Consider the following 22,801-nt stretch of genomic DNA (forward strand, 5'->3'; position numbering starts at 1 on the left):
TTATGGTAACACCTCCCGTGGCTGGTAGGAACACCAGGGATCTTCTCCGAATATCTCATCTGTCTGGTGTTTTGGTGCGGCGAGCCCGTCACACCAGCGGGGTGAAGATGCGGGGTTCTGGTATGCACGGGCCCGGCATCCTCCACAGGCGGCCTTGTAGGTGCAGCGGCCACATTTCCCCGTGATATTGTTCAGGTCGCGGAGTTTTACAAAGAGTTCCGACCTGTACCAGATATCCGAAAATGACGTTGTTTTCAGGTTTCCAACAGATACTGTGAGGTATGGGCACGGCGTCACCTCGCCGGTTGCATAGATCCGGCAGTACGTGATCCCGGCGAGGCATCCCCGGCCCCACTGCGGGTTCTCTATGCCAAGATCATCTGCAATCCTTCTGAACTGCGGGGCACAGGTCGGCCGGATATTCAGGCCGCTGTTTCGATACCTGGCCAGTACCTCGCGGATAATCCCCTCATATTCCTCTGGTGTGCTGAGGCTGATCCCTTCGCCCCGGCCGGTTCTGACCGGGAAGAAGAGGTGATAGTCTTTCACTCCTTTATTTATGCAAAATTGGATGAGAGAGTCGATATTCTCTATATCCGGCCTCGTTACCGTCATATTGATCTGCACCGGGATTTCTGCTGCATTGCAGGAGTCAATTGCATGCACCGCCCGCTCCCATGCCCCTTCCACCCCGCGGAACGTATCATGGATGGCAGGATCGGTCGAGTCGAGGCTGATTGCTACTGCCTTTATTCCCGCCTCTTTCAGGCGGAGTGCCATCTCTTCGTCAAGATAGTAGCCTGAGGTGCCCATCACCATCCTGAGCCCTTTCTCTGTCCCATAGGCTGCGATCTCACAGATATCCTCCCGGAGCAGGGGTTCGCCGCCGCTCAGGACAAGGATCGGACTGCCGACGTCTGCTATCTGATCGATTACTTCCTTTGCCTCGTCTGTTGAGAGGACGCCTTCCGGCTCGCTATTTCCAGCATCCACGTAGCAGTGGGCACATTTCAGCGGGCAGCGGAGGGTTATGTTCCATGATATGAGGCGGGGAGGATCTGGATCTCTTCCCTGAAGATTCCGGATGGACATTCAGCTCTTCTTCTCGATCTCTTCAAGGACTGATCTGATCCGGCGCAGTTCATCGAGGACGGGATCTGTTGATCCTGGTACTGCGGTTTCACCGCCTGATTCGGTTGCGATGGCAGGGCCGGATCTGACATATCCCATGATCAGTTCGCGGAGCTCTTCTGCTCCGGTGATGCCGTTTAAGCTGAGCTCAGCCATCGGCTGTGCAGAATAGCCGGCTGTCTGGAGATGCAGGGAGGAGATCCCAAAGAACCGCATGACAGGACCCTGGTGGATATCGACATTTGTGATCCGTGAGTAAGGCACGATCGCATTCTGCCGGAACCAGACGCCCCGCCTCCAGCTGATCTCTGTTGGTGTCAGTTCGTAGATAATTGACTTGTAGTACAGCCCAAGCCAGTAGAGGATAAAGAGGAGCACCGCTGCAATCGGGATGGTGATGATCAGTCCGGTGATATCCGGCGTCACGGCGAGGATACTGATACAGAAGCCCCCAAGGAGGATGAGGGCGATTGCGTAGGTGAGGTAATAGTATTTCTTCAGCGCAGGATCGGGATTGAATGTCTCCCCAATCCGATAGGGTTGTGTGGTCATGAAAGAGTAATCGTGGTCTGAATATAAAGGGATTGCGAGGGAGTGAGTGAAATATTGAGTTGATTGGTGCATATAATCTCTCTCCTCTTTCATCCGGAAGCTATACTTCCCATGAAGAACCGATCAATGGTATGGCGATGCGATCCATCCGTGTCCGTGAGGAGACGAAAGTGATGCCTGATGATCTGAAAACGCATCCTGCTGATACTTACGACTCAATCATCTGCCGCCTCATCGATTCTGTCTAAGATGACGAGCCGCTCACCCGGGAGGAGATTGAGGGAATAAAAGCGAGTGAAGCTGATATTCAGGCAGGCCGCTTTCGGAGTCTTGAGGAGATATCAAAGGATCTGGGTGACGACCTGGTTGTCAGGTGATAAAAGAAGATTACCTATCTGCCCAGAGCAGATGGATGTTGCAGAACTCCCGTACTTTGACTGGCTCTTCATCGGTCTCGAAGTACGCCGTTGGAGCCATCCCTGGCTTTAAATGGGCAAGACAGGTGCCGTTCTTCGTCTGGAGTTCGATCCATTCGACGTAGTGGTTTGGCTCCATCGGGTGCGGGGTCGAGCCGACGGTGACAACATATCCCTTCCCTGATCGCTCGATGATCGGGACATGCTTCTCGGTGGTCTTATCGGCTGTCTGTTCGATGAGCAGTTCCATATCTTTTCCGCAGCAGACGAGTTTGCCATTTGCTGCATGCATGACGCTGGTGATGTTTCCGCAGACGCCGCATTTGTAGATCTGGCCCTTTTCCGTCATAGGCAATACTACACAGGTTCAGATTTAAAAAAGTTGTGTTATGGGGGTTTATTGAATCAACATACTACTCATTCGGCATGTTTCGCCGCAATCGTCTTTGCGAGCTCTTTTATCGCGGTAATGTCTTTTTCAGTGGGGTGGCCTTTGATATAGACCGGCTCGATGACCTCGCACTTCAGTGGGGCAATAATGTCTGCAATCTGTTTTACTGCCTTTCCACCCCAGCCAAATGATCCGATGACTGTTGCGTACTTCGCCTTCGGCTTGATGGCGGCTGCAAGATATGCTGCATAGATTGCAAGAGGGTGGGCACCGAAGAGAACTGTCGGGGTGGCGACGATGACTGTCTTTGCTTCAACGAGGCTCATTGCCAGAAGCCCGATATCGCTCTCTGCCAGATTGAACCGCTCGACATCCACTCCCTCGCCGATAAGGGCATTTCCAAGGATGTCCACCATCTTCTTTGTACTTCCATGCATCGAGACATAGGCAATAACAGCGGTGTTCTTTGGATCCGCAGTTGCCCACTCCCGGTAGTATCCCAGGATCAGGTCCGGGTTGTTATAGAGGGGGCCGTGGCTTGGAGCGATGATCTCAACATCGAGGCTCTCGATAGTGTCAAGGTATGCAGGTATGCTGCCTGCAAAAGGCATCATGATCTCGGCATAGTAGCGCTTTGCGGATTCATAGAGCCGCTCGGGGTCATTGATATAGAGATCAGATGCAGCAAGATGGGAGCCGAGGAAGTCGCAGGTGAAGATGATCTGATCTTCCGGGATATAAGTAAACATGGTATCCGGCCAGTGGACCCAGGGGGCGTGGAAGAACTGCATCGTCTTTCCGCCAAGATCGACTGTTTCCCTGTCTTCAACAACCCGGATCCTCTCCTCTTCAATGCCGAAAAACTCAATTAAAAGCTCTTTTGCCTTTGGGCTCGTCAGGACGAGTGCAGACGGATACAGTTCAAGCAGGAGCGGGAGGCAGCCGGTATGATCCTGTTCGGCGTGGTGGACGACGATGTAGTCGACCTCATCGGCTTGTGCGGTCATCAGATTTGTGACCAGCTCCATTTCCATCTCCTCGCTTACGGCATCAAGGAGAACGGTCTTCTCACTTCCTTTCACCAGGTATGAATTATAGCTTGTGCCTTTTGGCGTAGGGATCAGGGAATCAAAGAGGCGGAGATCCCAGTCTATTGCCCCGACCCAGGAGATTCCATCTTTGATCGATCGAACAACCATGTTTCCTTCACTCCTTCTTCACAAAGAGGGCTTTGCGTGCTGCACAGACCGGGCATACCCAGTCCTCGGGGAGTTCTTCGAATTTCTTTGATTCTTTCTCATCATTGTGAATATGTCCGCAGATTGTGCATTTCCATGAGCTCATTCTCTATTCCTCCTTTGCTATCTCAATCGGTGAAAAAGCGGATAAGGTTTTTGATCACGGCTGTCCGATTCACCGTTTTGAAACCCGGGGGCAGGGGCGGGACGTTCCCTCTGCCTCTCAATGGATCTTGATCTGCCGGGGATTGTTGGATCTGAGGCTTTTTTCGTCTCAATCACTGTGAATAATCAGGAGGGATGAAGTCTGGTGCATCTCCAAACGACCCAATCATCTCTTCCTGCCGGGTCATAAGGCTGACAATGACGAATTCCTTCGTATGCGATTCGGGTTGCTTCAGAACCTTGTCTGAGGTGGCCTGAAAGAACTCATCAAAAGCGGATTTCATCAGAGAGAGCTCCTCATTGAATCTCCTGAGGGTGGTTTCTGAGACAACAGCATTGTCATCGTACTCTTCAAGGACAAGTTCAGCAGATCGGATCATCGCTCTCTGCTTTTCATCAACCTTCTCATATTCACCCAAAAGATACTCTCTTCGAGGCTCTTTGGATGCATCGATCAAGGTCCGCATCCTGCCATCAAGGATCTCCACACATCCCCGTGATTCATAGAATCTTGTCTTATCCCCTGAATCTCCTGAGATAATGTATGAGAATACCCAGTTTGCACCTTTATTCTGGCTATCCTGCATCTGGTTCATTACAAGAGCCATCTCCGGAGTGAGAAGAGGCGTTCCGGCCAGGTCTTTGTTCTGGGTGGAAGCAGGCGGATCCACAGCCATGCATCCTGCCGAGATGATCAGGATTCCGGTAAGAAGAGCCAGGAGAAGGCAGGATCTTCCAGATTTCATAGTGAGTAATAATCAGGAGATTTTATAAACGTAATGGTGGATCGTCTGCCGGTTCGGGGGGTGAGATAACGGTTGAGGTGATGCCGATGGCTGTCCTTTCAGGCCAGCAGGTTGCTGAGATGATTGTCAAAAAACATGAATAGGCGGTTGGTGGGTATTAATTGCCCTTCATATCGCAGAGTGCCCCATACGGGCACCACTGGCACCGCTGATAATCCGGTTGGGCCGGGAAGTCGCCTGTCTGTATAGAGTTGAGCATCTCCTTCAGATTCTCTGTGAATGCCCTGATGCTCTCTTCGGTTGGCAGGTAGTCGATGATCCGGTTGTCCGCAAGATAGAAGAGCGATGCCCGTTTTGGCAGTTCTCCAAAGAGCTCCCTGATCGCCATTGCGTAGAGGTTGAGCTGGATATTCTCAGGGACACTCTTCTTTGTCATGCCTGAAGGTGTTTTTCCGGACTTGAAGTCGATCACCACATAGCCGCCGTCCGGCGTCTGCTCGATCCGGTCGATATACCCGTGTATCTCGCGGCCGCAGAAGGTGAAGCCAAACCCTTTCTCAGGCGCGATGATCGTGTTTGGGTTCGTCTCCTGCCACTCCATATAGGTCATGAGGAGGTCGCGGGCTGATGCCTTATTCTGCTCTGCCTGCGTCTTCGACTCGAACTGCTCAGGCGCCCAGTGCTTCTCAAGCAGCTCCTCTATCTGTTCATCTGCCGGACGGTCCGGGTCGAGGTTCTCGATGACGGCATGGATACCGACGCCTTTTGCAGCTGCCGGTGCAGGGCCGGGAGGCTCTGCAATCTTCAGGATATGCCTGAACCTGAACTGAAGCGGGCAGTCTTTGTATTGTTGCAGCTTCGAGTACGAGAACGCCATCGTCTCCGGGACCATTGCCTGTTCCGGGGGTCTCCTGATAATCTCGGTGATCGGCGTCTCGGTCGAGGCGGCTGCCACGAATGCGTCGCGGTCAAACTCCTCTCTTCCCTCTTCGGAATAGCCCCGGACCCTCTCGAGCGTCATCAGATCCTGGAGGGCGGTTGAAAGCCGCATCTCGGCAATCGCCCTGATCGCCTGCTCCTGGAGCCGGGTCCGGGCTTCTCCGGCCGGTGTCTCCTCAGGGAAGGGGAGATCCATATTCAACGCTGCCGGCTCGACCAGCTTGATCAGCGGGTTTTCACGGAATGCCAGCTCTTCAAGGAAGGCTGAGGGCTTTGTCTCCAGCTTGTTCTTCCCATACCATTTCGCATAGGTGAGGTACAGCCGCTCCTCGGCTCTTGTCATCGCGACAAAGAGGAGCCGCCGCTCCTCCTGAATGAAGAGTGCTTTCTCGTCCTCGCCTGCCCGGAGCCCTTTGGCGAGATCCGGTGGGACCACAAACTGTTTCTCCCGGTAGTTGAGCGGGAGCTTCCTCTGGGCGAGATCGACGACAAAGACAACCGGGAACTCCTTTCCCTTGCTCTTATGGATGGTGAGGATCCTGACTGCGTCGGTCTCCTCACGCTCCTCGATCTCCACAGAGAAGCCTGAGAAGTACTGGAGGTACTCAAGGAACCCGCCGATTGTCGCATCACGGGTGATCTGGTCATACTCCTGCGTGATCTCAAGGAACCTGGCAAGGTACTGCCGGGTCAATGCAGCCTCATCATTGAGGGCTGACCGGTAGAGCCCTGATGCCTGCATCATCACCTTATGGACGAGTGCCGGGAGCGTCTGCCTCTCCTTCTCCTCGATGAACTGCCTGAGCATCCCGATGATCTCGCTGATCTTTTGGGCATAGCCGGGGGTCACTGATTGGGCATCCAGCATCGTCTCGTACACAAAGTCGTTTCCGGGTTCCGGATCAGATCTCCCGTCTCCTGACCCCCTCCGTGCCCCGGTATTGATCGCCTGCACAATGGTCTCGGGGATGGAGCAGAGCTTCATGATCCGGTTGAGTGCGATGCCCGCTGTCAGGGGGTTGTTGATGATCCAAAGGTATGCGATCATGTCACGGATGACCGGCAGACGCAGGAAATCAACATCGGCCTGGTAGATGCAGGGGATGTTATGCCGTTTCAGGGCTGCCTGGAACTTTGCGCCATCCTTCCTGCTCCGGCAGAGGATGGCACAGTCCCGGTACCTAAGCGGCCGTGCCGGCTCGCCGCCCCGTGGAGGGAGCGGGCTTCCCACGAGCCGCTCGATCTCGGTTGCAACAAACTCTCCTTCCCCCTCCTCGTTTCCGCAGGCTGCGACCACAACCGGCTCTCCTGCAGGTTTCTTTGAGATGAGTTCTTTCTGCTGCCGGTTTGGCGCCCTCTGCATCAGCTGGAAGGCAAGCTGAAGGACTGCCGGCGGGTTTCTGTAGTTCTCGTCCAGCAGGACTTCCGCATGTTCCTTCGCCCACTCCCTAAAGTCCAGGATGTTTGTCAGGTATGCTCCCCTGAACCGGTAGATGGTCTGGTCGTCGTCCCCGACCACACAGAGGTGATCGCCTGCAAGGAGCTTGACGAGCTCGAGCTGGGCGAAGTTCGTATCCTGGAATTCATCGACGAGGATGTAGGGGAAGCGTCTCTGGTAGAGGCTTCGTATGCCCGGATTGTTCCGGAGCAGGCTGACTGCCAGAAATATCATGTCATCGAAGTCGATGAGATGCTCGTCCTGCTTGTACTGCTCATAAGCCCTGTAGACCTTCAGCAGGTCAGTGAGCTTGTTCTGATAATCCCGCTCCTCTTCCGTGACTTCTGTCTGTTGTTTTCTCTTCAGGTACTCATCAAGCATCGCAGGCGTGATCAGCTCGTCACGGAATGCGCTGATACCATCGACGATCGCGGTGATGATGTCTGAAGAGTTGTTTCCGATCCGGATATACTCAAAACCAAATGAATCGATATTCCGCAGACCCCAGACGAGCACATTGGTCCGGCTGATGATCCCGTTTGCGATTGAGATCCCGCTTGTGAGCATATTCTCCCGGAGCATCTCAAGGCAGAAGGAGTGGAAGGTATGGATCCCGATATCCTGGTGCGGCCGCAGTGTTTCGATCCGCTCGCTCATCTCGGCTGCCGCTTTTTCCGAGAAGGTGAGGGCAAGGATATGTGTGGGGGAGACTCCCCGGTCAAGCAGGTGAAGGATCTTCTCGACGATCACCTTGGTCTTGCCAGACCCGGGGCCGGCGAGCACGAGCTGGAAGCCGCTGCCGGTGACGGCTTTCTCCTGTGAGGGATTGAGGGGCATACTGATCGTATGATTGGTCTCTGGCAGGAAAAAGATGGCGGGGGATCAGGGGATTTTTAAGCGGTGGAGAGGTAAGGGCTATCCGGAGAAAAAGATCATCTGTGAATATGAGTCCGAAGAGATTGAGACTGATGGCAGAACCATGCATATCATCTCCCATATGTCTGGTTCACCCGGACTGCTCTCTTCTCCGGGTGGCTATTCTATTGGCCATACATGTTCACAGGAAAAACCGATTTGGGTAATTAGAAACTTTTTTAAGCGATTAAGAATACCTCTCCCCATGCAAAATCCATTAAAAAATGTAGATCTCAGACTTTTTTTATCACTTCTTCTTCTCATCGCTCTTGTTATCCCGGCAACTGTTTCGGGATGCACAATCTTTGGAATAACACCCGGAGCATCTGAAGATGGCACAGTGTATCTTGGCCATACGAATGATGGTGTCGGGATGGACTGGAGAGAGATGGATGACATCTTTGTGACCTATATCCCCCCGGCAACGCACCAGCCCGGTGACAAGCGGCCGGTCTTCTTTGATCCAAACAGTGGATCTGATGCTGCAGGAAGTAAGCAGGGTTCGTCATCGAATCCTGTTCTTGGCTATATCGATCAGGTTCCCTCGACCTATGGCTATTACACCGGCTCATATGGGATGATCAATGATCAGAACCTGATGAGTGCCGAATGCACAGATTATGCAAAATACGAACCCCAGGCTGAAGAGAACAGGAGACTCTTCTACTCTTCAGAACTCTCAAATGTTGCTCTTGAGCGATGTACTGGTGCAGAGGAGGCAGTACTCCTTGTTGGAGATCTGATTGACCGGTATGGATACTATGGCACCGGCGAGACCCTCATCTTTGCAGATGCAGGGGAGATCTGGGTGATTGAGATGTGCGGGAACCCGGACGGCGATGGAGGGCTCTGGGTTGCGCAGAAAGTAAAGGATGGAGAGGTCTTTGTTGCTGCAAATACATTCAGGATCCGGGATGTCTCACCCGGGACACCTGACATGCACTACTCGGATAACCTCTTCTCTGTTGCAGAGCGTGCAGGCTGGTGGTCGCCATCAGATGGTCCGCTTGACTGGCTTGAAACGGTCAGCTATGGCGAATATTCGCATCCCTACTACTCACTGATGCGGGTCTGGAGGATCCAGGACACCCTCGCTCCGTCCCTCAAACTCAGCCCGTATGTTGAGGATACGTATACGAGGGAGTATCCATTCTCATTTGTTCCCGATGAGAAGGTGAATTTCAGTACCGCTCTGAACCTGTTCCGGGATCATTACGAGGGAACAGAGTTTGACAGGACCGCGGGACTGGCGGCAGGGCCGTTTGGAAATCCATACCGTGTGCTTGGGCCTGAAGATGCCCATACGAACTTCCAGAATGAAACCACACTTGAAGTTCGTGCGGGAGCCTATCCGAGGGCAATCTCTGAGATCTTCTGTAGTTACAGTTATATCACGATGATCCGTCCGGATCTCCCCGAAGAGGTGGCCGGCGTGCTCTGGTTTGGGCCGGCAGTGCCCTATGAGACGGTGTATACGCCAATCTATGCACGATCTGATAACCTCTCTTCCTCGTATACAAGCGGCAGCCGTATCATATATAATCCGGATACCGCATACTGGACATTCTGTCTCCTGACGAACTGGGCGGGTCTTGCGTATAACATGATGATTGTGGATATACAGGAAGAACAGCAGAGTCTTGAGGCAGAATCATTACGGCTCCTGATGGAGGCCGATGAGCAGGCAGTTGATCGTCTTACTGCCGGTGATACTGCCGGTGCAACGGCTGTCATGACCAATCTGACGGTGGAGCGGGGTGATGCCATCATAAAGAGCTGGAAGAGCCTGACAGCAACAATGATCGTGAAATATTCAAATGGTCTTTTGACAGATCCAGAGACCGAAGCGGTGGAAGAGCCCGGGTACCCGGACTGGTGGTACAATGATACCGGATATCAGTACGGACCAAGAATCTACCAGTATAAAGAGCTCATGGACACTCCGGATCTCACCTATACCGGCACGCGGGTTATTGTCTCAAAGGAGATGCCTTTTGATGGAATTATAAAGTTGTTGTGAGAGCCGCCTGTATCTTCATGGTTCCTGATGTGGTAGCCACACCGGGACCCTCTCTTTTCAGGCTATTCGCTGATTCGTGTGGGTTTCAAATAGGTTATGAGTCAATATCTGGTTATCAGGCGTTCCCCACCGCCCCGGACCCGTCCGCAAGTGCTTCGCAGGGAGGTTGAACGGGTGGCCGCAGATACAGCACGGGAGGGGCGGGAATGCTTCGGGGCTGCCAGAGCAGATAAACGCCCGATTCTTCGAATCGCCTTTCAGGTAGCTCTCTTGAGCAAGGGTTTATCAGCTCTGTCATCCTGCTCCCTCGCGAACCCGCCCCCCGATACCCGCGCCGCACCTGCTTCAAATTACCCACAAAAAATAGCGAGGAGGCTCTTTTTAATATTGAAGCTTTCTCTTCACTTTCCCAACTTCTTCCCGGACTTTTCCTTCGACCTGTTCAATCTTCCCTTTGATCAGTTCGGTTTTGTTGCCCGTTACATTCCCAACTACTTCACAGCCTCTTTTCGGATAATTGAAAAAAATGATTTTTATCGGGGTTATCAGATATTTCCGCTGGTGAATGTACCCTTAGTGCTGCCTTTCTTCTCAACAAAGGCGCTTTCGATGAGATCCCTGTCAACAAGCGGTGAGATCTCGCCGGTCTTTGCATAATGATACAGAAGAGCAACGAGGATACCCTGAAGTGCGGATATGAGAATGACAGAGACTGCAAAGACGATGATAGTCAGTATAAGCATGCCTCCGAATACCTCAAAGGGGAGGAAGATAGCCGAGAAGAAGGTACCGGCCATAAGCAGAAATGCCGGGATCATAACAACCACAAATGAAAAACCGGCAATGACCGTCTCGCTCCATGTCTGCTTAAACAGGCCCCAGGATTCCTTTATAGAAGCAACTGCACCAAGATCTTCAAATAATATAACCGGAATTACAAAGAAGGTGACAAGATTCCAGGCAGCAGCGGCAATTCCGACCACAATTTCGGTGAGAATTCTGCCAAGAGGATTGTCGGATTCACGCAGAAGGCTTAAAATAAGACCGACTGTTGCCGCAATGAATGCCCAGGTAAATAGTGAAACGATTTTTGGCATTGCTGCACTGATCCCGTCTTTGAATGCGGGATCATTGCCCTTTATCACTTCTGTTGCATTATACACAATTCCGGCTTTGAAGAATGACGATACAAATGCCGTAACTAAAAATATAGCAAAGAGCAACAGAATCCAGAGTGCATATCCGGTTACTCCCATCTTATCAGGGTCAATTCCGGTTATACTGAATATAAACAGGGCAGGAATGAATAACAGGCCGAGAATGAGCAGAATTATAATTCCTGAGATGATCGGATAGAATACAAGACTCTTCTCCCTTGAGAGAATGGAAAATGTCTGTTTAAACAGATGCCATCCCCGTGCAATTCTTTGAAACATATTTTCCTGTTTGCTCTTGGGATATAAATTAAATCTGGAAGAATAGCTGATTCACCTGGAAGAACTTCGAATAACCTCCCCCCATCGATAGAATATAGAGTGCGGGATCGGTCTGTTTTCGCCGATTCCTTTTGATCCCCCCTTTATATCGGTGCGCCGATCCAAATTGATCCCCCTTTTCCAATCTCGCCCTTCAACTCTTTCTTTCCAGCTCCTTCATCAAACCAGATATTTCTAATGCTACACAAAGCTGGATGTTCCATCCATCTGCCCTGCTACTGACGGGAATGTTTTGCATGGTGGAGGGGTGGATCACTTTTCGATGATCCGGGTGGATCAAAATTAAATGAGCGAAAACAGCAACATATGCTCATATGGATCATAGGGATGTCAGATGAAGAAAACAATCAGTGAGATCCGGAAAGAGGGAATTTGCGCACTGAGCAAAGCTCTTGGACCTGTTGATATGGCTCGCTTTATTCAGAGTTATGAGTCTGGAAGTGGGGATTATACAAAAGAGCGGCATGAGTGGCCTCATGACGATACTGAAGCTTTGAATCAACGATTGCTTGAGAGGGAGAACCAGAGGAAGAAGGTCTAATCCTTAAGACGCTGTTTTACTTGAGATTTCAGGATTTTTCGAAAGATGCCCATGGTGGCACGTGGAGATTCGCTTGTCTCTCTTGTCTCAACCCGGGCCGTAACTCAGGCCCCAACCAGGGCTGCAACAAGGCCCGTGATTCTTTACTTGTTCGGTTACTTGTTCGGTTACTTGTTCGGTTCGATATTCAATACTCTTCGATTGACTCCCCTTTGAGCGTATAGCCTGTCCTTAAAAGGCTAAAATAGAATGGGGTGTCTGTCTCCCTGAGGTCTGATAATCGGTTGGATGTCAGGATGAGGATATGGGTTTCAACTCCCACTTCCTCAGAGATTGCCTTCTCAATCTTTGCCGCCATCATCTCGAGATCCGGTGCATATTCGGGTACGAGAAGATAGAGAACACGATTGTATTCGCTCTTCGAAAAAAATGTTTCCACTTCAGAAACTGATTGTTTCTGATTCGTGAACACATGGGCACACATTGGCATGCAGATATGATATTTTCTTCATGATGGAATACACAATCTACATCTGTTGAAGGCAATGCACATTGAAAAGGAAATCCTATTCATTGCCTGGGAATCCCCGGAGGGAGGGTAGAGGCTCACTCACCTGGCCACTCTATCTTTACCCAGGCTGATAATTTCGAAGAATTGAAGGCAATGGTTCATGATGCCGTATGCTGCCATTTTGAGGAAGATGAACGGCCCCGCATTATCAGGCTCCATCAGGTTCTTCCTCCAGGGGATGAATGACTGAAATATCGAATGTGGATGGCGGCATATGTCCGCTGGATCAGAGATCTCCTCTTTCTCCTCTCCTTAATCTCCCTCTCCACACCAGACAACCTCCTTTTCGACAGTACGGCAAAGATATTTGCTTAATCCCTGTTCGGTGACAAGGTCCACATTGCGGCCAAGGAGATCTTCGAGAAAATAGACTAACTCCATGAAGTTACGAAAGGTTGCTTCTCCAGGTGCAAATTCAACCAGCAGATCGATATCACTGTCCGGGTGATCTTCTCCTCGCACTACCGAGCCGAAGCATCCGATTCTTGCAACGCCAAAACGTTTCTTAAGATGGGAAGAATTACTTCAAGCTGACGGATAATGGGATCGTTCTTTTGCCGGTTTCCCAGCATCTCCCTGTTTGCTTCCATTGACATTATACCCGGATCATCGTTCATAACGGCACAGCTTCCTGAAGAATCCGATCACGGACAGCCCAGTGGAGTCCTTTATCGCTCAGAACATCTACTTTTCGTCCAAGGAGGTCTTCAAGATCATGGATGAGTGCAATATGATCAAGGAGGCTTGTTCCTGGTTTAAAATCAACGAGGATATCAAGGTCACTTTCCGGGTTCTCTTCTCCCCGGATTACCGAGCCGAAGAGCCGGATATTCACCGCTCCACGTGCTGCTGCCAGTCGCTGGATCGCCTCCTTCTGCCTCATCACTTCATTATAGAAGCTCATTGTATCGACTTGATCCTGATATTGTCGGGCGAAAGGATAATCATATTGCCATGTAGCCAGAGGAGATCCAATCTTGATCTGGCGGCAATGGAACGGATAGCATCCGTTAGTATTATACGGTTTCTATCCAATTCTTATCAACCAATTCTCATCAACGAGGAGCGATATGTCTGATATAACGATCACCATCCCACAGGAGATTGTATCTGCACTTCGCCTTCCCCCTGATAGCGTAGAGTCCGTCCTTTATGAGGAACTTGCTATTGCTCTCTATATGAGGGGAGTGCTCTCTTCAGGAAAGGCTGCCAGACTTGCCGGTCTGAAACGCTGGCAATGGGAGGAGCTTCTCGGATTACGGAAGGTTCTGCGTCATTATACAGATGAAGATCTTGAAATGGATATCGCCTATGGTTCGGGTGATGAGTAATTCATCACCTCTTATCCATCTTTCATTGATTGGTCGAATAGATCTTCTTCGACGTTTTTCTTCAGTTATCATCCCTCCTGCAGTCTGGAATGAAGTTGTAGAAGATGGAGATGATCGACCGGGTGTTGCAGAAATCCGCCTCTTGCGTAAAGAGGGTTGTTTATCTGTGGTTCAACCTAAAAATACAGCTCTCCTCCATCTTCTTGAGAATGATCTTCATCGAGGAGAAGCGGAAAGTATCGTTTTGACATTCGTCATGGAATACACCTCTTGATTCCCCCCTCAACGCGATGTGTATGAGGAGGAGTTTGGTCATGGGTGGGCAAAAACGAATGAGCCTTTCTTTATATACCCTGGTCAAAAAGGAATGAGCGTATACATTGCTATCTCCTATTGCTCTGGATGACTTGATGGCATGTACCTGATAAGGCTGAGAACATCCAGAATCACATTTTGTGCAGCATCTCGATCCATATGCCCGTACATCTGGAGGGCATCCCGGTCATCAGGGATTATTGTGAGAACTTCCAAAAGGAACGGATATGTCTGCATCATCTCACCCAGAAACATGAGATCGAGTTCTTTTCCGCCATTGTCAGGATCAATCAGGGATAGGATATCCGCCCGGTCTTTCCGGAGCTTGCCTTTCTCCCAGTCCTCGTTGTCTGACGTGTGCTCCTGTATCCTGTATGCACGATCCCATGCAGCTTTTACTTTTAGGAGCAACAGGAGCGAACGTTTTGGTATGGTGACTGATGCTCCTGGTGAGATCTCTTTTTGAATCGTCCTGCCATTCAGGAGGGTCATCGGGCAGGATTCATCCCGGCCCTCGAAACAATTCCTCTCATCCTGTGAAATGAAGTCGATGATGATCTCGCCTTTTTGAGGGGTGACCTTTACAATACTGTTGCGAAACGGAGGATTACGTCTCCTGATGAACTCCCGGCTCGCCAGCAGATGACGCATGAGATGCTGTCTTGTTCTCGAATTTGTAACCAGATCGATATCGATTGACCCATACCACGGACTATAGCAGTACACTGCCCATCCTCCAATCAGGACCGGCACGGGATTCTCCGGACGTTCCCGGCCATTGACCCAACGATAGATCTCTGCAAGCTCCGCTAAGGAGGCTTCGATCAGAGAACGGGTGACTTCATAAGCGGGCATAGTCTTCCACGAGTTGTAAGGTCAGGTCACGGCCACTGTAGCCCATCCCTGCCAGATCAAGCAGAGTGTGTGCCGGTGAAACAAGCCGGATATCTTCGATTATACGTGTGTCAGAGAAGACATCCCGATCCGGCTTGTATACCCTGACCTTAATTCCCTGTGTATCCGTGGCCTCAAAAGAATCGAGGAACTGATCGATCTTTTCCTTCTGGATATAGATGTACACCGAGTCATGGCGGAATCCATAGTGTGTATAGATTCCTCCTGCCGTAAAACCTGTGAACCCGCAATCGACATCCTGCGAGTCACACATATGAGTGATCGTCTGTGCGGCCGAGGTAGCATCAGTCTCCGGGAGAACTCTCTCGTCATAATATAATTTCTCGAATGGGCGTTCCCATGCGATGCCGTTGAGCAGTTTAGGAATATCATTGAGTTGGATATGGTTGTTTTCAATGACAATGCCCTTTGCAATCAGGCTCTTCACGGTTGCATGAGCCCACCCGTACGAGACATTCGCTTTCATGGCGAGCTGCCGGATGGAGGTCTCCTTCATGGTGAGGAGTGTGGTAACGATCCTCCAGGACTTTTCTGAGCTGATCTTTTCGATACGGCGTACATCTGATTTTTCATTTTTGTTGTTGATCTTTGCCCGGTATGGTAACGTAATGATCCGGATATCGCAGGATTTGGCGATCTTCTCGATCTCTGAAGGTATCAGCTTGCTTGCGATGATAAATTCTATAGTTTTTTTATTGAATTCTGTCGAGCCCAGAAGGTTTTTCAGGATAAGCTGGCGTCCGATGGTATCGATGGAGAGCCTTGACGTGATTTCTATGATGTATTTTTTTGAAGAATCATCGATAACCATATCGACTCGAAACGGGACACCCTCCAAAACCAAAACATCCCATATAATGGATGCGTTATCACTAATTCCCAGTGTACGCTTAATATGTTCGAGAATCTGATTCTCATTGCTGGTTATCATGATGGTGTATTATCACTATAATGCGATACCTATATAAATGTATCAGTGATAATCGACCTTGTTGATAGTATCGCATTTTAGTGATTATTTTATAAAGGTATCAGTGATAATTAGGGTGAATGGTGTGCGATGGTATGTAAAAGATCAATCGGGCTACAGGAATACCTTGTACCTGTTATTTCATCCCCATAGATGGGCTGATCTGTGTCATTCGTTAATGATGATAAGGGAAATGTTCTGTCCATCAAAAACTGATCCAGTTCCCTCAATACCCCCTCTTCCCCGGGATCACCCCTCTCACCCCGCCCTTCGGCTCCTCCATATCCCCAACATACCGCGGAATCACATGCAGATGTAAACCGGTATTGACATGGAGAGGTGATACTTTCTTAACGATGGAATACAGACTATAACTTGTTGAAGGCAATGTACAGAGAAAAGGAAATCATATTCATTGTCGAGGAATCCCCGGAGGGAGGGTATGAGGCTCACTCACTTGGCCACTCTATCTTTACTCAGGCCGACAATTACGAAGAATTGAAGGCAATGGTTCATGATGCCGTATCCTGCCATTTTGAGGAGGATGAACGACCCCGTATTATCAGGCTCCATCAGGTTAAGGATGAGTTAATTGTCGTATGAAAACTCCTCGGAATGTCAGTGGCACTGAATTAATACAGCTGCTTTCTGTAAAAGGGTACAGGCTTGTTCACCAGACAGGGAGTCATGCAAAACTCAAAATGATAGCGAATGGAAAACCTCACACAATTACCGTTCCACTTCATGATCCGATACATATTGGAACGTTTCGAAAAATACTCAAAAACGTCGCTGATCATTTGCAGATTCCAATCAGCAAACTTGTAGAGGAACTTTTTGGCTCTTCGCTAATCAGTGTGGGTTTTAAATAGGGTTTGATTCAACAATTTGCTAATCGGGGTTTGAATCATGCACGAGGAACTGTTCACTCTGGCTCTGAATATTCAGGAACCATGGATGGTCAAACGGGTGGAATTTGACAAAAATGAACGAAGATTGGATATCTGGATAGACTTTGTCACCGGTTCAAAATTCGACTGTCCTAAGTGTGGTTCCGGAGGAAAGCCGGTTCATGATACCAATGAAAAGATCTGGCGTCATCTCAACTTCTTTCAAAACAAGACGTATCTCCATTGCCGCGTACCTCGAGTGATCTGTGAATCGTGTGGAGTCCACCAGGTACACGTTCCCTGGGCCAGGAAGCAGAGTGGCTTTACGCTTCTGATGGATGCGATGATCCTGCTCATGGCTGAGGATATGCCTGTTGCAAACGTTGCTGAACTGATCGATGAACATGATACACGAATATGGCGTGTTATCCACTATTATGTTCAAGAAGCTCGAAAGGACGAGGATTTCTCTGATATAGTATCCATTGGAATTGATGATAAGTCCAGTGCAAAAGGTCATAAGTACATCACTGTAGTTGCGGATCTTGACCAATCAAAGATCATCCATGTGTGTGAAGGTCGGAGTTCAGATGCTCTCACATCATTTTACCTGGACTTTGTTGCTCATCATGGTGATCCTGAAATGATTGAGAGCATCTGTTGTGACATGTCACCTGCCTATATCAAGGGAATACGAACGAATTTCCCGAATTCTGCAATAATCTACGATAAATTCCATATCATGAAGTTGGTGAACAGTGGCTTGGATGACGTACGACGTGAAGAACAAGGGACCAATAAAGCATTGAAGAAGACCAGATACATCTGGCTGAAGAATCCGCATAATCTGACTGTAAAACAACAAAAACAGCTTGGTTCTTTAAAAGATATGAATCTCAAGACATCACGAGCCTATAATCTGAAACTCTCGCTTCAAATGCTTTGGTCACTTGATAGTCAGGAATCTGCAGAAGCCTACTTCAAACGTTGGTATTTCTGGGCAACCCACAGTAAGTTAGACCCGATGATTAAGGTTGCAAAAACGTTGAAGAGTCACTGGAATGGTATTGTGAATTATTTCAGATATCGCGTAACGAACGGTCTTTTGGAGGGGTTAAATAGCTTGATTCAGTCAGCAAAAACAGCTGCAAGGGGATATCGATCAACGAAGTATCTGATGGCCACAATCTACTTGAAACTGGGGAAGCTGGATTTCAAACTACCCACATGAAATAGCGAAGAGGCAACTTTTTTATCCTTGAAGATGTGCATGGCTGGATCTCCATGCTCCCTCATATCTCCTCTCCTCTCAATACCCCCTCTTCCCCGGGATCACCCCTCTCACCCCGCCTTTCGGATCATCCATATCCCCTACATACCTCGGAATCACATGGACATGCAGGTGCATCACGCTCTGCCCGGCCGCCGCCCCGATGTTCACCCCGATATTGTAGCCGTCGGGGGCATAGAGCTCGTCGAGCAGCCGACGGGCATCATGGACGAGAGCCAGAAGGGCGGCCTGCTCAGCCTCGGTTGCGAGAAAGTACGAGGCCACATGCCGGAAGGGGATGAGCAGCAGGTGGCCGGGGCTCACCGGATAGAGGTCATACCGGGCGTAGGCGAGATCGTTTGCGAGGATGAGGGAGGAGGGGGCGGGGGTGCAGAAGGGGCAGGTGGTGTCTTCGTCCTGGGCTTTTTGGGTATTGTTCAGATCGACCATGGTTCATATCCTCTGATGGTGATGAGGTAGGTGGTTTTTTCGGTGAGCTGGGTGAAGGCGTGATCCTGCCAGTCGCTTCCCGGAGCGTCCATCCCGAGGAGAGAAACTTCGATCTCACGCTCGAAACGGTGAGGCCAGTGATCGTGAAGGAGATCCCAGTACCCGATGATCGGTTCTTTTCGTGATCTGAGGAATTCTGGATCAGGTATCCGGTTACTCTTCTTATTATTGACTGACCCTGTTGCTGGAAGCAGGTTCCAGAGATCATTATTCTTCCAGATGGAGAAAGGCAGGAGATGATCGACATGCATTGCACCAGATGAGGAGATGGCCTTTCCCGACCAGGCACAGCTGATCGATCCTTTCCGGTCGATGACCGAGCTGTAGATCGCCCGTGCATCGGCAAGTGCCCGCTCGGTCGTCGGTGTCGTTCCGAGGAGGGAGAGCATCGCCTCTTCGGTGATTGTCTTTGTTTTATCTGCTGATGCGGTAAATGCTGCCCATTTCTTCAGGATGCACTCCTCCCCTGAGATGAAGCTCCCGAAATACTCAAAGATTGTCGCGAGATCACTGGATAGCGAGAATGAGCCTCCGTGTTCGATGAGATAACCCCGGTCTATCTCTCCCTGTGATGGCAGACGGGGCAGGGGTTTTGTATATTGAAAAATCGAGTAATGCTCCTTTGATTGTGAGAAGCCGAGATGTTTCATCGGCATAATGGTGATAGTGTTTCGAATCTCCTTCACAAGGGTCCGGAATGCCGGTTGTATTTCTCCGGGTATCAACCCACGTGAATAGTCATTATAGAAGACCGAGAAACCGCCCCGATCCCGATAATAATCGATAATCGGGGTGAAGTATTTTCGAAACGCCACTTTGTTCCCCGGCTCGGTATCCGGCTTCTCCCCGTTCTTCTGCGGGATGAAGGCCGGGGCAGCGAAGATCGGATAGTAATAGAGTATCCACTTCTCAACAAGAAGGCCGAGAGGGAACCAGACCCGATCATTCCCGGTATCATCCTGACGGAGATGGCCGTACTGCTGGCAGACTTCGATGACACCACGGAGCAGGGCATATTTGTAAGTCGCATCTGCACTGTCGCGTTCGATGATGTTGTTTATCTTCTGGTATGCGGCTAGATCCATTGTGGTTAGAAGGGAGGTTGGGGGGAAGGGGGATAGGTTTTTCGCTTCATTAATGCTCGTGTGTTTTTTAACCGGCAAGTTTTGTATAAGGGTAAATAGTTATACTGTGCATATTTTATTTTATTTCTCCTCTTGTTGTATAAATGTTTTTTAATTTCTCTAAATTAATATCAAATTCTACTAATTTTTGATTTATTATTTCAGTTGTGAGATTATCATTTGAATAGTCTTTCAGTGAAAAATAAAATTTTTCAATATTGTTCTTTATTTTAGTTAAATGTTCATCTTTCATGACCCAATATTCCACTGAAAAAAAAGCTTGGTCTCCTAATAAATGATTTGGATGGATTAATATTGGGACTCCAACTTTTCCATTATCAAATGTCGCCTTAAACCAATCAATAGCTTCATGTAATTGACCTGCTTCACGTTTTGCTATTTTTCGCTCATTCTCAACCTTATTTTTACATTCTATTATCCAATACTGATTATTATCAACTCGCCACAGATTATCTGGACCTTTTCCAGTTTGTTTTTCTGGTCTTTTTGAATCAAAACCGAGAATATAGCCCAACTTACATATATTCTCTTCAAATATCTCAGATGACTGGTTAAAATGTAACATATTCGTGATTGACTTGATAAAATACATTAACTCTGTTTTATCATCATACCTACTGATTAAATCTAATATTTCCTTGGCACGATTATGAGATGATGCTGTAGATTTTTGATAAGTTACTTCCATTTCTGGCCTAAATAATTTATTATTTAACTCAAAAGCTTTCATTTGAGCCTTTTTTGAATCAGATGGACTTTGTCGATATTGATAGGTTGCCTTGAGTTGTAAATACCAGCCTTTTTCCCTTTCGTCACTGGCATTATCGATGAGTTTTTGGATGGAAATGGCTGCTTTTGAATCCTTTCCCATTTTAAAGGCTTTTTCTGATTCCATCTCTAAAAGAAAACGACTTATATTTTTATTTGATATACTTGTGGATTTAATGTCAGACATCTTATCTTTATAATAATCCTTCCAATCTTCATCTCTTTCTAAAAATTGTGATATTAATTTTTCCATCACTTCGAAGACGTTACCTTCGCTTCTCATATTCATAGCCAGTTCTTCTCCAATTACTATTTGCTGTTGTGTTTCCTGGGAGAAATCTACTCTTTTGCTATGAACTGATAAGAAATCTGTCAATTTTGTCCCAATTATTATTACAATTGAATAATCACTTTTGCCTCTGATTGAACGTCCAATTCCTTGCTCAATTTTCTGTGCGAGCATTTGTCTAATTAATGGTGAATTTGGGCGTGTTAACTGAATGTACCTATCAGATAAATTTGAATAAGATGGAAGAGAATCAAAACATAAGATTCTACATGTATCATCTGGCAAATCGATTCCATCATATTGATTTACTAAAATTTTTATCTGCTTAGCTTTTCTTTGTTTAATCTGCAAATTTAATTCTTCAATTGTTTCCTTTATGCTCGATACTTGAACACAATCTGATTTTTCCCAATCTTTAGCAAGGTTAAAAGATGGAACAATAGTGATAATTCCAAAATATCCATAATTTTTAACTAATTTTTCCAGCCAAGATATTATTTCTTTCCTTTCAAGATGGATGTCAATTAATGATGGAATTAAAATTAGTCTCTCCCCATTAAAATGTTCTTTATCATAGACGAGCGGTGACAGTACACGATTCGGATCTATTCCTAAATCCTTGATCAAAAAAGCATCATCTGTTAATGTTGCCGAAAGAAAAATTCGACGTTTGCAATCAGAAAATGATGGAATTAAATCAATAGGTACTAGGCGTGGAGAAATTTCCATTCTTCTCCCTGAAAAATAACAGTTACATACATCAAGGTTATTCTTTATTAAATTCCAAGAAAATTTAATGTTATCATTGTTTTGATTATCACTTAATATCTTTAGAACAGCGTCCTTTTGATCATACCAGTGCCAATAAGGTACACAAATCATACAATCATCGTGTTTACATAGAATATCGTTTACAGTTCCAGGTTCCTGTTGTTTTAGAGTTTCAAAAAATAAATTAAATATCTTTTTATATATTTCATCATCCCTATCTATGTTTATTGAAAATGATTCTCGAATAATATCAAGGCATTTATGTGCATCATCCATTACTAACGCACCTATTTCAGTAATATCAGAGCGAGAATCAGCAAATCCAAATTTTGATAAGCCATTGAATAATTTATTACAAGTTGTAACTAATATTGCCTCTGAATTCTTAAATTCACGAGGTAATTCACGAGTAGGTAAAGGTTCTACAGTTTTTATACCAAATAATTTTGCTTGCTGAATTGTTTGATTAACTAAATAGGTATTGGGGCATAGATATAATGCAGGACCTTTTCCCTCTTTTAGCGAGGATAATAAACTCAATAATCCGATTAGAGTTTTCCCATATCCTGTAGGTAATTTTATTATCGTATCAATATTTTCGCGGTGTTTTTGATACCACTCTGTTAAAATGTATTCTTGGGGTGGCCATAAATATTCTTTTCCCACCGTTTTGTCTAATTTTTCAAATATTTTTATAGGGTTTGAATCCAATGATTGTACTTTTCCGCCCTTCAGTTTTTTAAAATCAACCATTATTAAAACCTGATTGTGAAATGGTGATTATATTAATAAATATTTTTGTGTGGTTAATTGATTATGATGATAGTACCCATTATTACCAATCATTCTCCTGTAAGTAACCCTCACTTCCTCTCAAGTATCTTCCTCACATCGGTTGCCCGCCTCTTGGCCTAACACATCCTGACCCCCACTCATGCGAGTGTTTTTTTACTGGCGAGTGTCTTTTGTTGCTTATAGTAGGTGATCAGTGAGGCAATCATCGATTATTTATCATAGGGCAGGTGTTTGTGCATATCATTAGTGAGCCCTTTTTTTGACCGCCACAGG

The 22,801-nt window shown here is 47.7% G+C and carries 24 protein-coding genes; 8 read left to right on the forward strand and 16 right to left on the reverse strand.

Going from position 1 to position 22,801, the window contains the following annotated elements; genetic code table 11:
* Both ACYUBO_RS02655 and ACYUBO_RS02660 read right to left on the reverse strand, forming a co-directional pair.
* A complete protein-coding gene (locus ACYUBO_RS02655) occupies positions 1-1,092 on the reverse strand; it encodes a radical SAM protein (RefSeq protein ID WP_460372149.1) in 1,092 nt (363 codons plus the stop codon).
* On the reverse strand, positions 1,093-1,683 hold the full coding sequence (locus ACYUBO_RS02660) for a PH domain-containing protein (protein WP_460372151.1): 591 nt from the start codon (positions 1,681-1,683) through the stop codon (positions 1,093-1,095).
* 59 nt (positions 1,684-1,742) lie between these two features.
* Between ACYUBO_RS02660 and ACYUBO_RS02665 the strand changes: the two genes are divergently transcribed.
* Positions 1,743-1,931 carry a hypothetical protein gene (locus ACYUBO_RS02665; protein ID WP_300331388.1) on the forward strand — a complete coding sequence of 63 codons (189 nt, stop codon included), beginning with the start codon at positions 1,743-1,745 and terminating at the stop codon, positions 1,929-1,931.
* A gap of 139 nt (positions 1,932-2,070) precedes the next feature.
* On the opposite strand, the gene ACYUBO_RS02670 is transcribed toward ACYUBO_RS02665, so the two are convergent.
* The 5 genes from ACYUBO_RS02670 to ACYUBO_RS02690 all read right to left on the reverse strand — a co-directional run bounded on the left by ACYUBO_RS02670 (position 2,071) and on the right by ACYUBO_RS02690 (position 7,853).
* Positions 2,071-2,448: a desulfoferrodoxin gene (locus ACYUBO_RS02670; RefSeq protein ID WP_300331392.1), complete on the reverse strand. Its 378-nt coding sequence runs from the start codon at positions 2,446-2,448 to the stop codon at positions 2,071-2,073.
* A gap of 68 nt (positions 2,449-2,516) precedes the next feature.
* Positions 2,517-3,689: an FprA family A-type flavoprotein gene (locus tag ACYUBO_RS02675; RefSeq protein WP_460372154.1), complete on the reverse strand. Its 1,173-nt coding sequence runs from the start codon at positions 3,687-3,689 to the stop codon at positions 2,517-2,519.
* Positions 3,690-3,696: 7 nt separating this feature from the next.
* Entirely contained in the window at positions 3,697-3,834 is a 138-nt protein-coding gene (locus tag ACYUBO_RS02680; protein WP_460372155.1) for a rubredoxin, read from the reverse strand.
* A gap of 172 nt (positions 3,835-4,006) precedes the next feature.
* Positions 4,007-4,639, reverse strand: a complete 633-nt coding sequence (locus ACYUBO_RS02685; protein ID WP_460372157.1) for a hypothetical protein — start codon at positions 4,637-4,639, stop codon at positions 4,007-4,009.
* A 157-nt stretch (positions 4,640-4,796) separates the two neighbouring features.
* A complete protein-coding gene (locus ACYUBO_RS02690; protein ID WP_460372158.1) occupies positions 4,797-7,853 on the reverse strand; it encodes an ATP-dependent helicase in 3,057 nt (1,018 codons plus the stop codon).
* Positions 7,854-8,136: 283 nt separating this feature from the next.
* Here ACYUBO_RS02690 and ACYUBO_RS02695 point away from each other — a divergent pair, with 283 nt between their 5' ends.
* Positions 8,137-9,951, forward strand: a complete 1,815-nt coding sequence (locus ACYUBO_RS02695; protein WP_460372159.1) for a dipeptidase — start codon at positions 8,137-8,139, stop codon at positions 9,949-9,951.
* Between the two features lie 545 nt (positions 9,952-10,496).
* On the opposite strand, the gene ACYUBO_RS02700 is transcribed toward ACYUBO_RS02695, so the two are convergent.
* On the reverse strand, positions 10,497-11,387 hold the full coding sequence (locus ACYUBO_RS02700) for a DUF6159 family protein (RefSeq protein WP_460372161.1): 891 nt from the start codon (positions 11,385-11,387) through the stop codon (positions 10,497-10,499).
* A gap of 394 nt (positions 11,388-11,781) precedes the next feature.
* Between ACYUBO_RS02700 and ACYUBO_RS02705 the strand changes: the two genes are divergently transcribed.
* Complete coding sequence (locus tag ACYUBO_RS02705) at positions 11,782-11,988, forward strand: hypothetical protein (protein ID WP_460372163.1); 207 nt, start codon at positions 11,782-11,784, stop codon at positions 11,986-11,988.
* Between the two features lie 187 nt (positions 11,989-12,175).
* Here the strand turns inward: ACYUBO_RS02705 and ACYUBO_RS02710 are convergent, their stop codons facing one another.
* The 3 genes from ACYUBO_RS02710 to ACYUBO_RS02720 form a co-directional block, all read right to left on the reverse strand.
* Positions 12,176-12,460 carry a hypothetical protein gene (locus tag ACYUBO_RS02710; protein ID WP_460372165.1) on the reverse strand — a complete coding sequence of 95 codons (285 nt, stop codon included), beginning with the start codon at positions 12,458-12,460 and terminating at the stop codon, positions 12,176-12,178.
* A gap of 351 nt (positions 12,461-12,811) precedes the next feature.
* The gene (locus ACYUBO_RS02715) at positions 12,812-13,021 is read right to left on the reverse strand and encodes a nucleotidyltransferase family protein (protein ID WP_460372167.1); all 210 of its coding nucleotides are present in this window, start codon (positions 13,019-13,021) and stop codon (positions 12,812-12,814) included.
* Positions 13,022-13,172: 151 nt separating this feature from the next.
* Complete coding sequence (locus tag ACYUBO_RS02720; RefSeq protein ID WP_460372169.1) at positions 13,173-13,463, reverse strand: nucleotidyltransferase family protein; 291 nt, start codon at positions 13,461-13,463, stop codon at positions 13,173-13,175.
* Between the two features lie 166 nt (positions 13,464-13,629).
* Here ACYUBO_RS02720 and ACYUBO_RS02725 point away from each other — a divergent pair, with 166 nt between their 5' ends.
* Positions 13,630-13,890 carry a UPF0175 family protein gene (locus tag ACYUBO_RS02725; RefSeq protein ID WP_460372171.1) on the forward strand — a complete coding sequence of 87 codons (261 nt, stop codon included), beginning with the start codon at positions 13,630-13,632 and terminating at the stop codon, positions 13,888-13,890.
* Positions 13,871-14,164, forward strand: a complete 294-nt coding sequence (locus ACYUBO_RS02730; RefSeq protein ID WP_460372173.1) for a PIN domain-containing protein — start codon at positions 13,871-13,873, stop codon at positions 14,162-14,164. Before ACYUBO_RS02725 ends, ACYUBO_RS02730 begins: the two co-directional genes overlap by 20 nt.
* Before the next feature lie 116 nt (positions 14,165-14,280).
* Here the strand turns inward: ACYUBO_RS02730 and ACYUBO_RS02735 are convergent, their stop codons facing one another.
* Both ACYUBO_RS02735 and ACYUBO_RS02740 read right to left on the reverse strand, forming a co-directional pair.
* Positions 14,281-15,060, reverse strand: a complete 780-nt coding sequence (locus ACYUBO_RS02735) for a hypothetical protein (RefSeq protein ID WP_460372175.1) — start codon at positions 15,058-15,060, stop codon at positions 14,281-14,283.
* On the reverse strand, positions 15,047-15,931 hold the full coding sequence (locus ACYUBO_RS02740; protein WP_460372177.1) for a hypothetical protein: 885 nt from the start codon (positions 15,929-15,931) through the stop codon (positions 15,047-15,049). Before ACYUBO_RS02740 ends, ACYUBO_RS02735 begins: the two co-directional genes overlap by 14 nt.
* Positions 15,932-16,468: 537 nt before the next feature.
* Here ACYUBO_RS02740 and ACYUBO_RS02745 point away from each other — a divergent pair.
* From ACYUBO_RS02745 to ACYUBO_RS02755, 3 genes are read left to right on the forward strand one after another with little or no spacing between them, the layout of a single operon-like run.
* Positions 16,469-16,693, forward strand: coding sequence for a hypothetical protein (locus ACYUBO_RS02745; protein WP_246496093.1), 225 nt, complete (start codon positions 16,469-16,471; stop codon positions 16,691-16,693).
* Positions 16,690-16,962, forward strand: a complete 273-nt coding sequence (locus ACYUBO_RS02750) for a type II toxin-antitoxin system HicA family toxin (RefSeq protein WP_460372179.1) — start codon at positions 16,690-16,692, stop codon at positions 16,960-16,962. Before ACYUBO_RS02745 ends, ACYUBO_RS02750 begins: the two co-directional genes overlap by 4 nt.
* Positions 16,963-16,999: 37 nt before the next feature.
* A complete protein-coding gene (locus tag ACYUBO_RS02755) occupies positions 17,000-18,211 on the forward strand; it encodes an ISL3 family transposase (RefSeq protein WP_460372181.1) in 1,212 nt (403 codons plus the stop codon).
* Positions 18,212-18,289: 78 nt separating this feature from the next.
* On the opposite strand, the gene ACYUBO_RS02760 is transcribed toward ACYUBO_RS02755, so the two are convergent.
* The 3 genes from ACYUBO_RS02760 to ACYUBO_RS02770 all read right to left on the reverse strand — a co-directional run bounded on the left by ACYUBO_RS02760 (position 18,290) and on the right by ACYUBO_RS02770 (position 22,486).
* Positions 18,290-18,700: an HIT family protein gene (locus ACYUBO_RS02760; RefSeq protein ID WP_460372182.1), complete on the reverse strand. Its 411-nt coding sequence runs from the start codon at positions 18,698-18,700 to the stop codon at positions 18,290-18,292.
* Entirely contained in the window at positions 18,688-19,845 is a 1,158-nt protein-coding gene (locus tag ACYUBO_RS02765) for a DUF8808 domain-containing protein (RefSeq protein WP_460372183.1), read from the reverse strand. The genes ACYUBO_RS02760 and ACYUBO_RS02765 overlap by 13 nt, the downstream gene beginning before the upstream one ends.
* Before the next feature lie 115 nt (positions 19,846-19,960).
* The gene (locus tag ACYUBO_RS02770) at positions 19,961-22,486 is read right to left on the reverse strand and encodes a DEAD/DEAH box helicase (protein ID WP_460372185.1); all 2,526 of its coding nucleotides are present in this window, start codon (positions 22,484-22,486) and stop codon (positions 19,961-19,963) included.
* Positions 22,487-22,801: the final 315 nt, after the last annotated feature.

Source organism: Methanocalculus sp. MC3, from assembly GCF_054767395.1.

Coding starts and splice junctions, on each gene's coding strand:
- ACYUBO_RS02655 (WP_460372149.1), bottom strand. CDS start 1,092: ATGTCCATCCGGAATCTTCAGGGAAGAGATCCAGATCCTCCCCGCCTC.
- ACYUBO_RS02660 (WP_460372151.1), bottom strand. CDS start 1,683: ATGACCACACAACCCTATCGGATTGGGGAGACATTCAATCCCGATCCT.
- ACYUBO_RS02670 (WP_300331392.1), bottom strand. CDS start 2,448: ATGACGGAAAAGGGCCAGATCTACAAATGCGGCGTCTGCGGAAACATC.
- ACYUBO_RS02675 (WP_460372154.1), bottom strand. CDS start 3,689: ATGGTTGTTCGATCGATCAAAGATGGAATCTCCTGGGTCGGGGCAATA.
- ACYUBO_RS02680 (WP_460372155.1), bottom strand. CDS start 3,834: ATGAGCTCATGGAAATGCACAATCTGCGGACATATTCACAATGATGAG.
- ACYUBO_RS02685 (WP_460372157.1), bottom strand. CDS start 4,639: ATGAAATCTGGAAGATCCTGCCTTCTCCTGGCTCTTCTTACCGGAATC.
- ACYUBO_RS02690 (WP_460372158.1), bottom strand. CDS start 7,853: ATGCCCCTCAATCCCTCACAGGAGAAAGCCGTCACCGGCAGCGGCTTC.
- ACYUBO_RS02695 (WP_460372159.1), top strand. CDS start 8,137: ATGCAAAATCCATTAAAAAATGTAGATCTCAGACTTTTTTTATCACTT.
- ACYUBO_RS02700 (WP_460372161.1), bottom strand. CDS start 11,387: ATGTTTCAAAGAATTGCACGGGGATGGCATCTGTTTAAACAGACATTT.
- ACYUBO_RS02705 (WP_460372163.1), top strand. CDS start 11,782: ATGAAGAAAACAATCAGTGAGATCCGGAAAGAGGGAATTTGCGCACTG.
- ACYUBO_RS02720 (WP_460372169.1), bottom strand. CDS start 13,463: ATGAGCTTCTATAATGAAGTGATGAGGCAGAAGGAGGCGATCCAGCGA.
- ACYUBO_RS02725 (WP_460372171.1), top strand. CDS start 13,630: ATGTCTGATATAACGATCACCATCCCACAGGAGATTGTATCTGCACTT.
- ACYUBO_RS02730 (WP_460372173.1), top strand. CDS start 13,871: ATGGTTCGGGTGATGAGTAATTCATCACCTCTTATCCATCTTTCATTG.
- ACYUBO_RS02735 (WP_460372175.1), bottom strand. CDS start 15,060: ATGCCCGCTTATGAAGTCACCCGTTCTCTGATCGAAGCCTCCTTAGCG.
- ACYUBO_RS02740 (WP_460372177.1), bottom strand. CDS start 15,931: ATGGTTATCGATGATTCTTCAAAAAAATACATCATAGAAATCACGTCA.
- ACYUBO_RS02750 (WP_460372179.1), top strand. CDS start 16,690: ATGAAAACTCCTCGGAATGTCAGTGGCACTGAATTAATACAGCTGCTT.
- ACYUBO_RS02755 (WP_460372181.1), top strand. CDS start 17,000: ATGCACGAGGAACTGTTCACTCTGGCTCTGAATATTCAGGAACCATGG.
- ACYUBO_RS02760 (WP_460372182.1), bottom strand. CDS start 18,700: ATGGTCGATCTGAACAATACCCAAAAAGCCCAGGACGAAGACACCACC.
- ACYUBO_RS02765 (WP_460372183.1), bottom strand. CDS start 19,845: ATGGATCTAGCCGCATACCAGAAGATAAACAACATCATCGAACGCGAC.
- ACYUBO_RS02770 (WP_460372185.1), bottom strand. CDS start 22,486: ATGGTTGATTTTAAAAAACTGAAGGGCGGAAAAGTACAATCATTGGAT.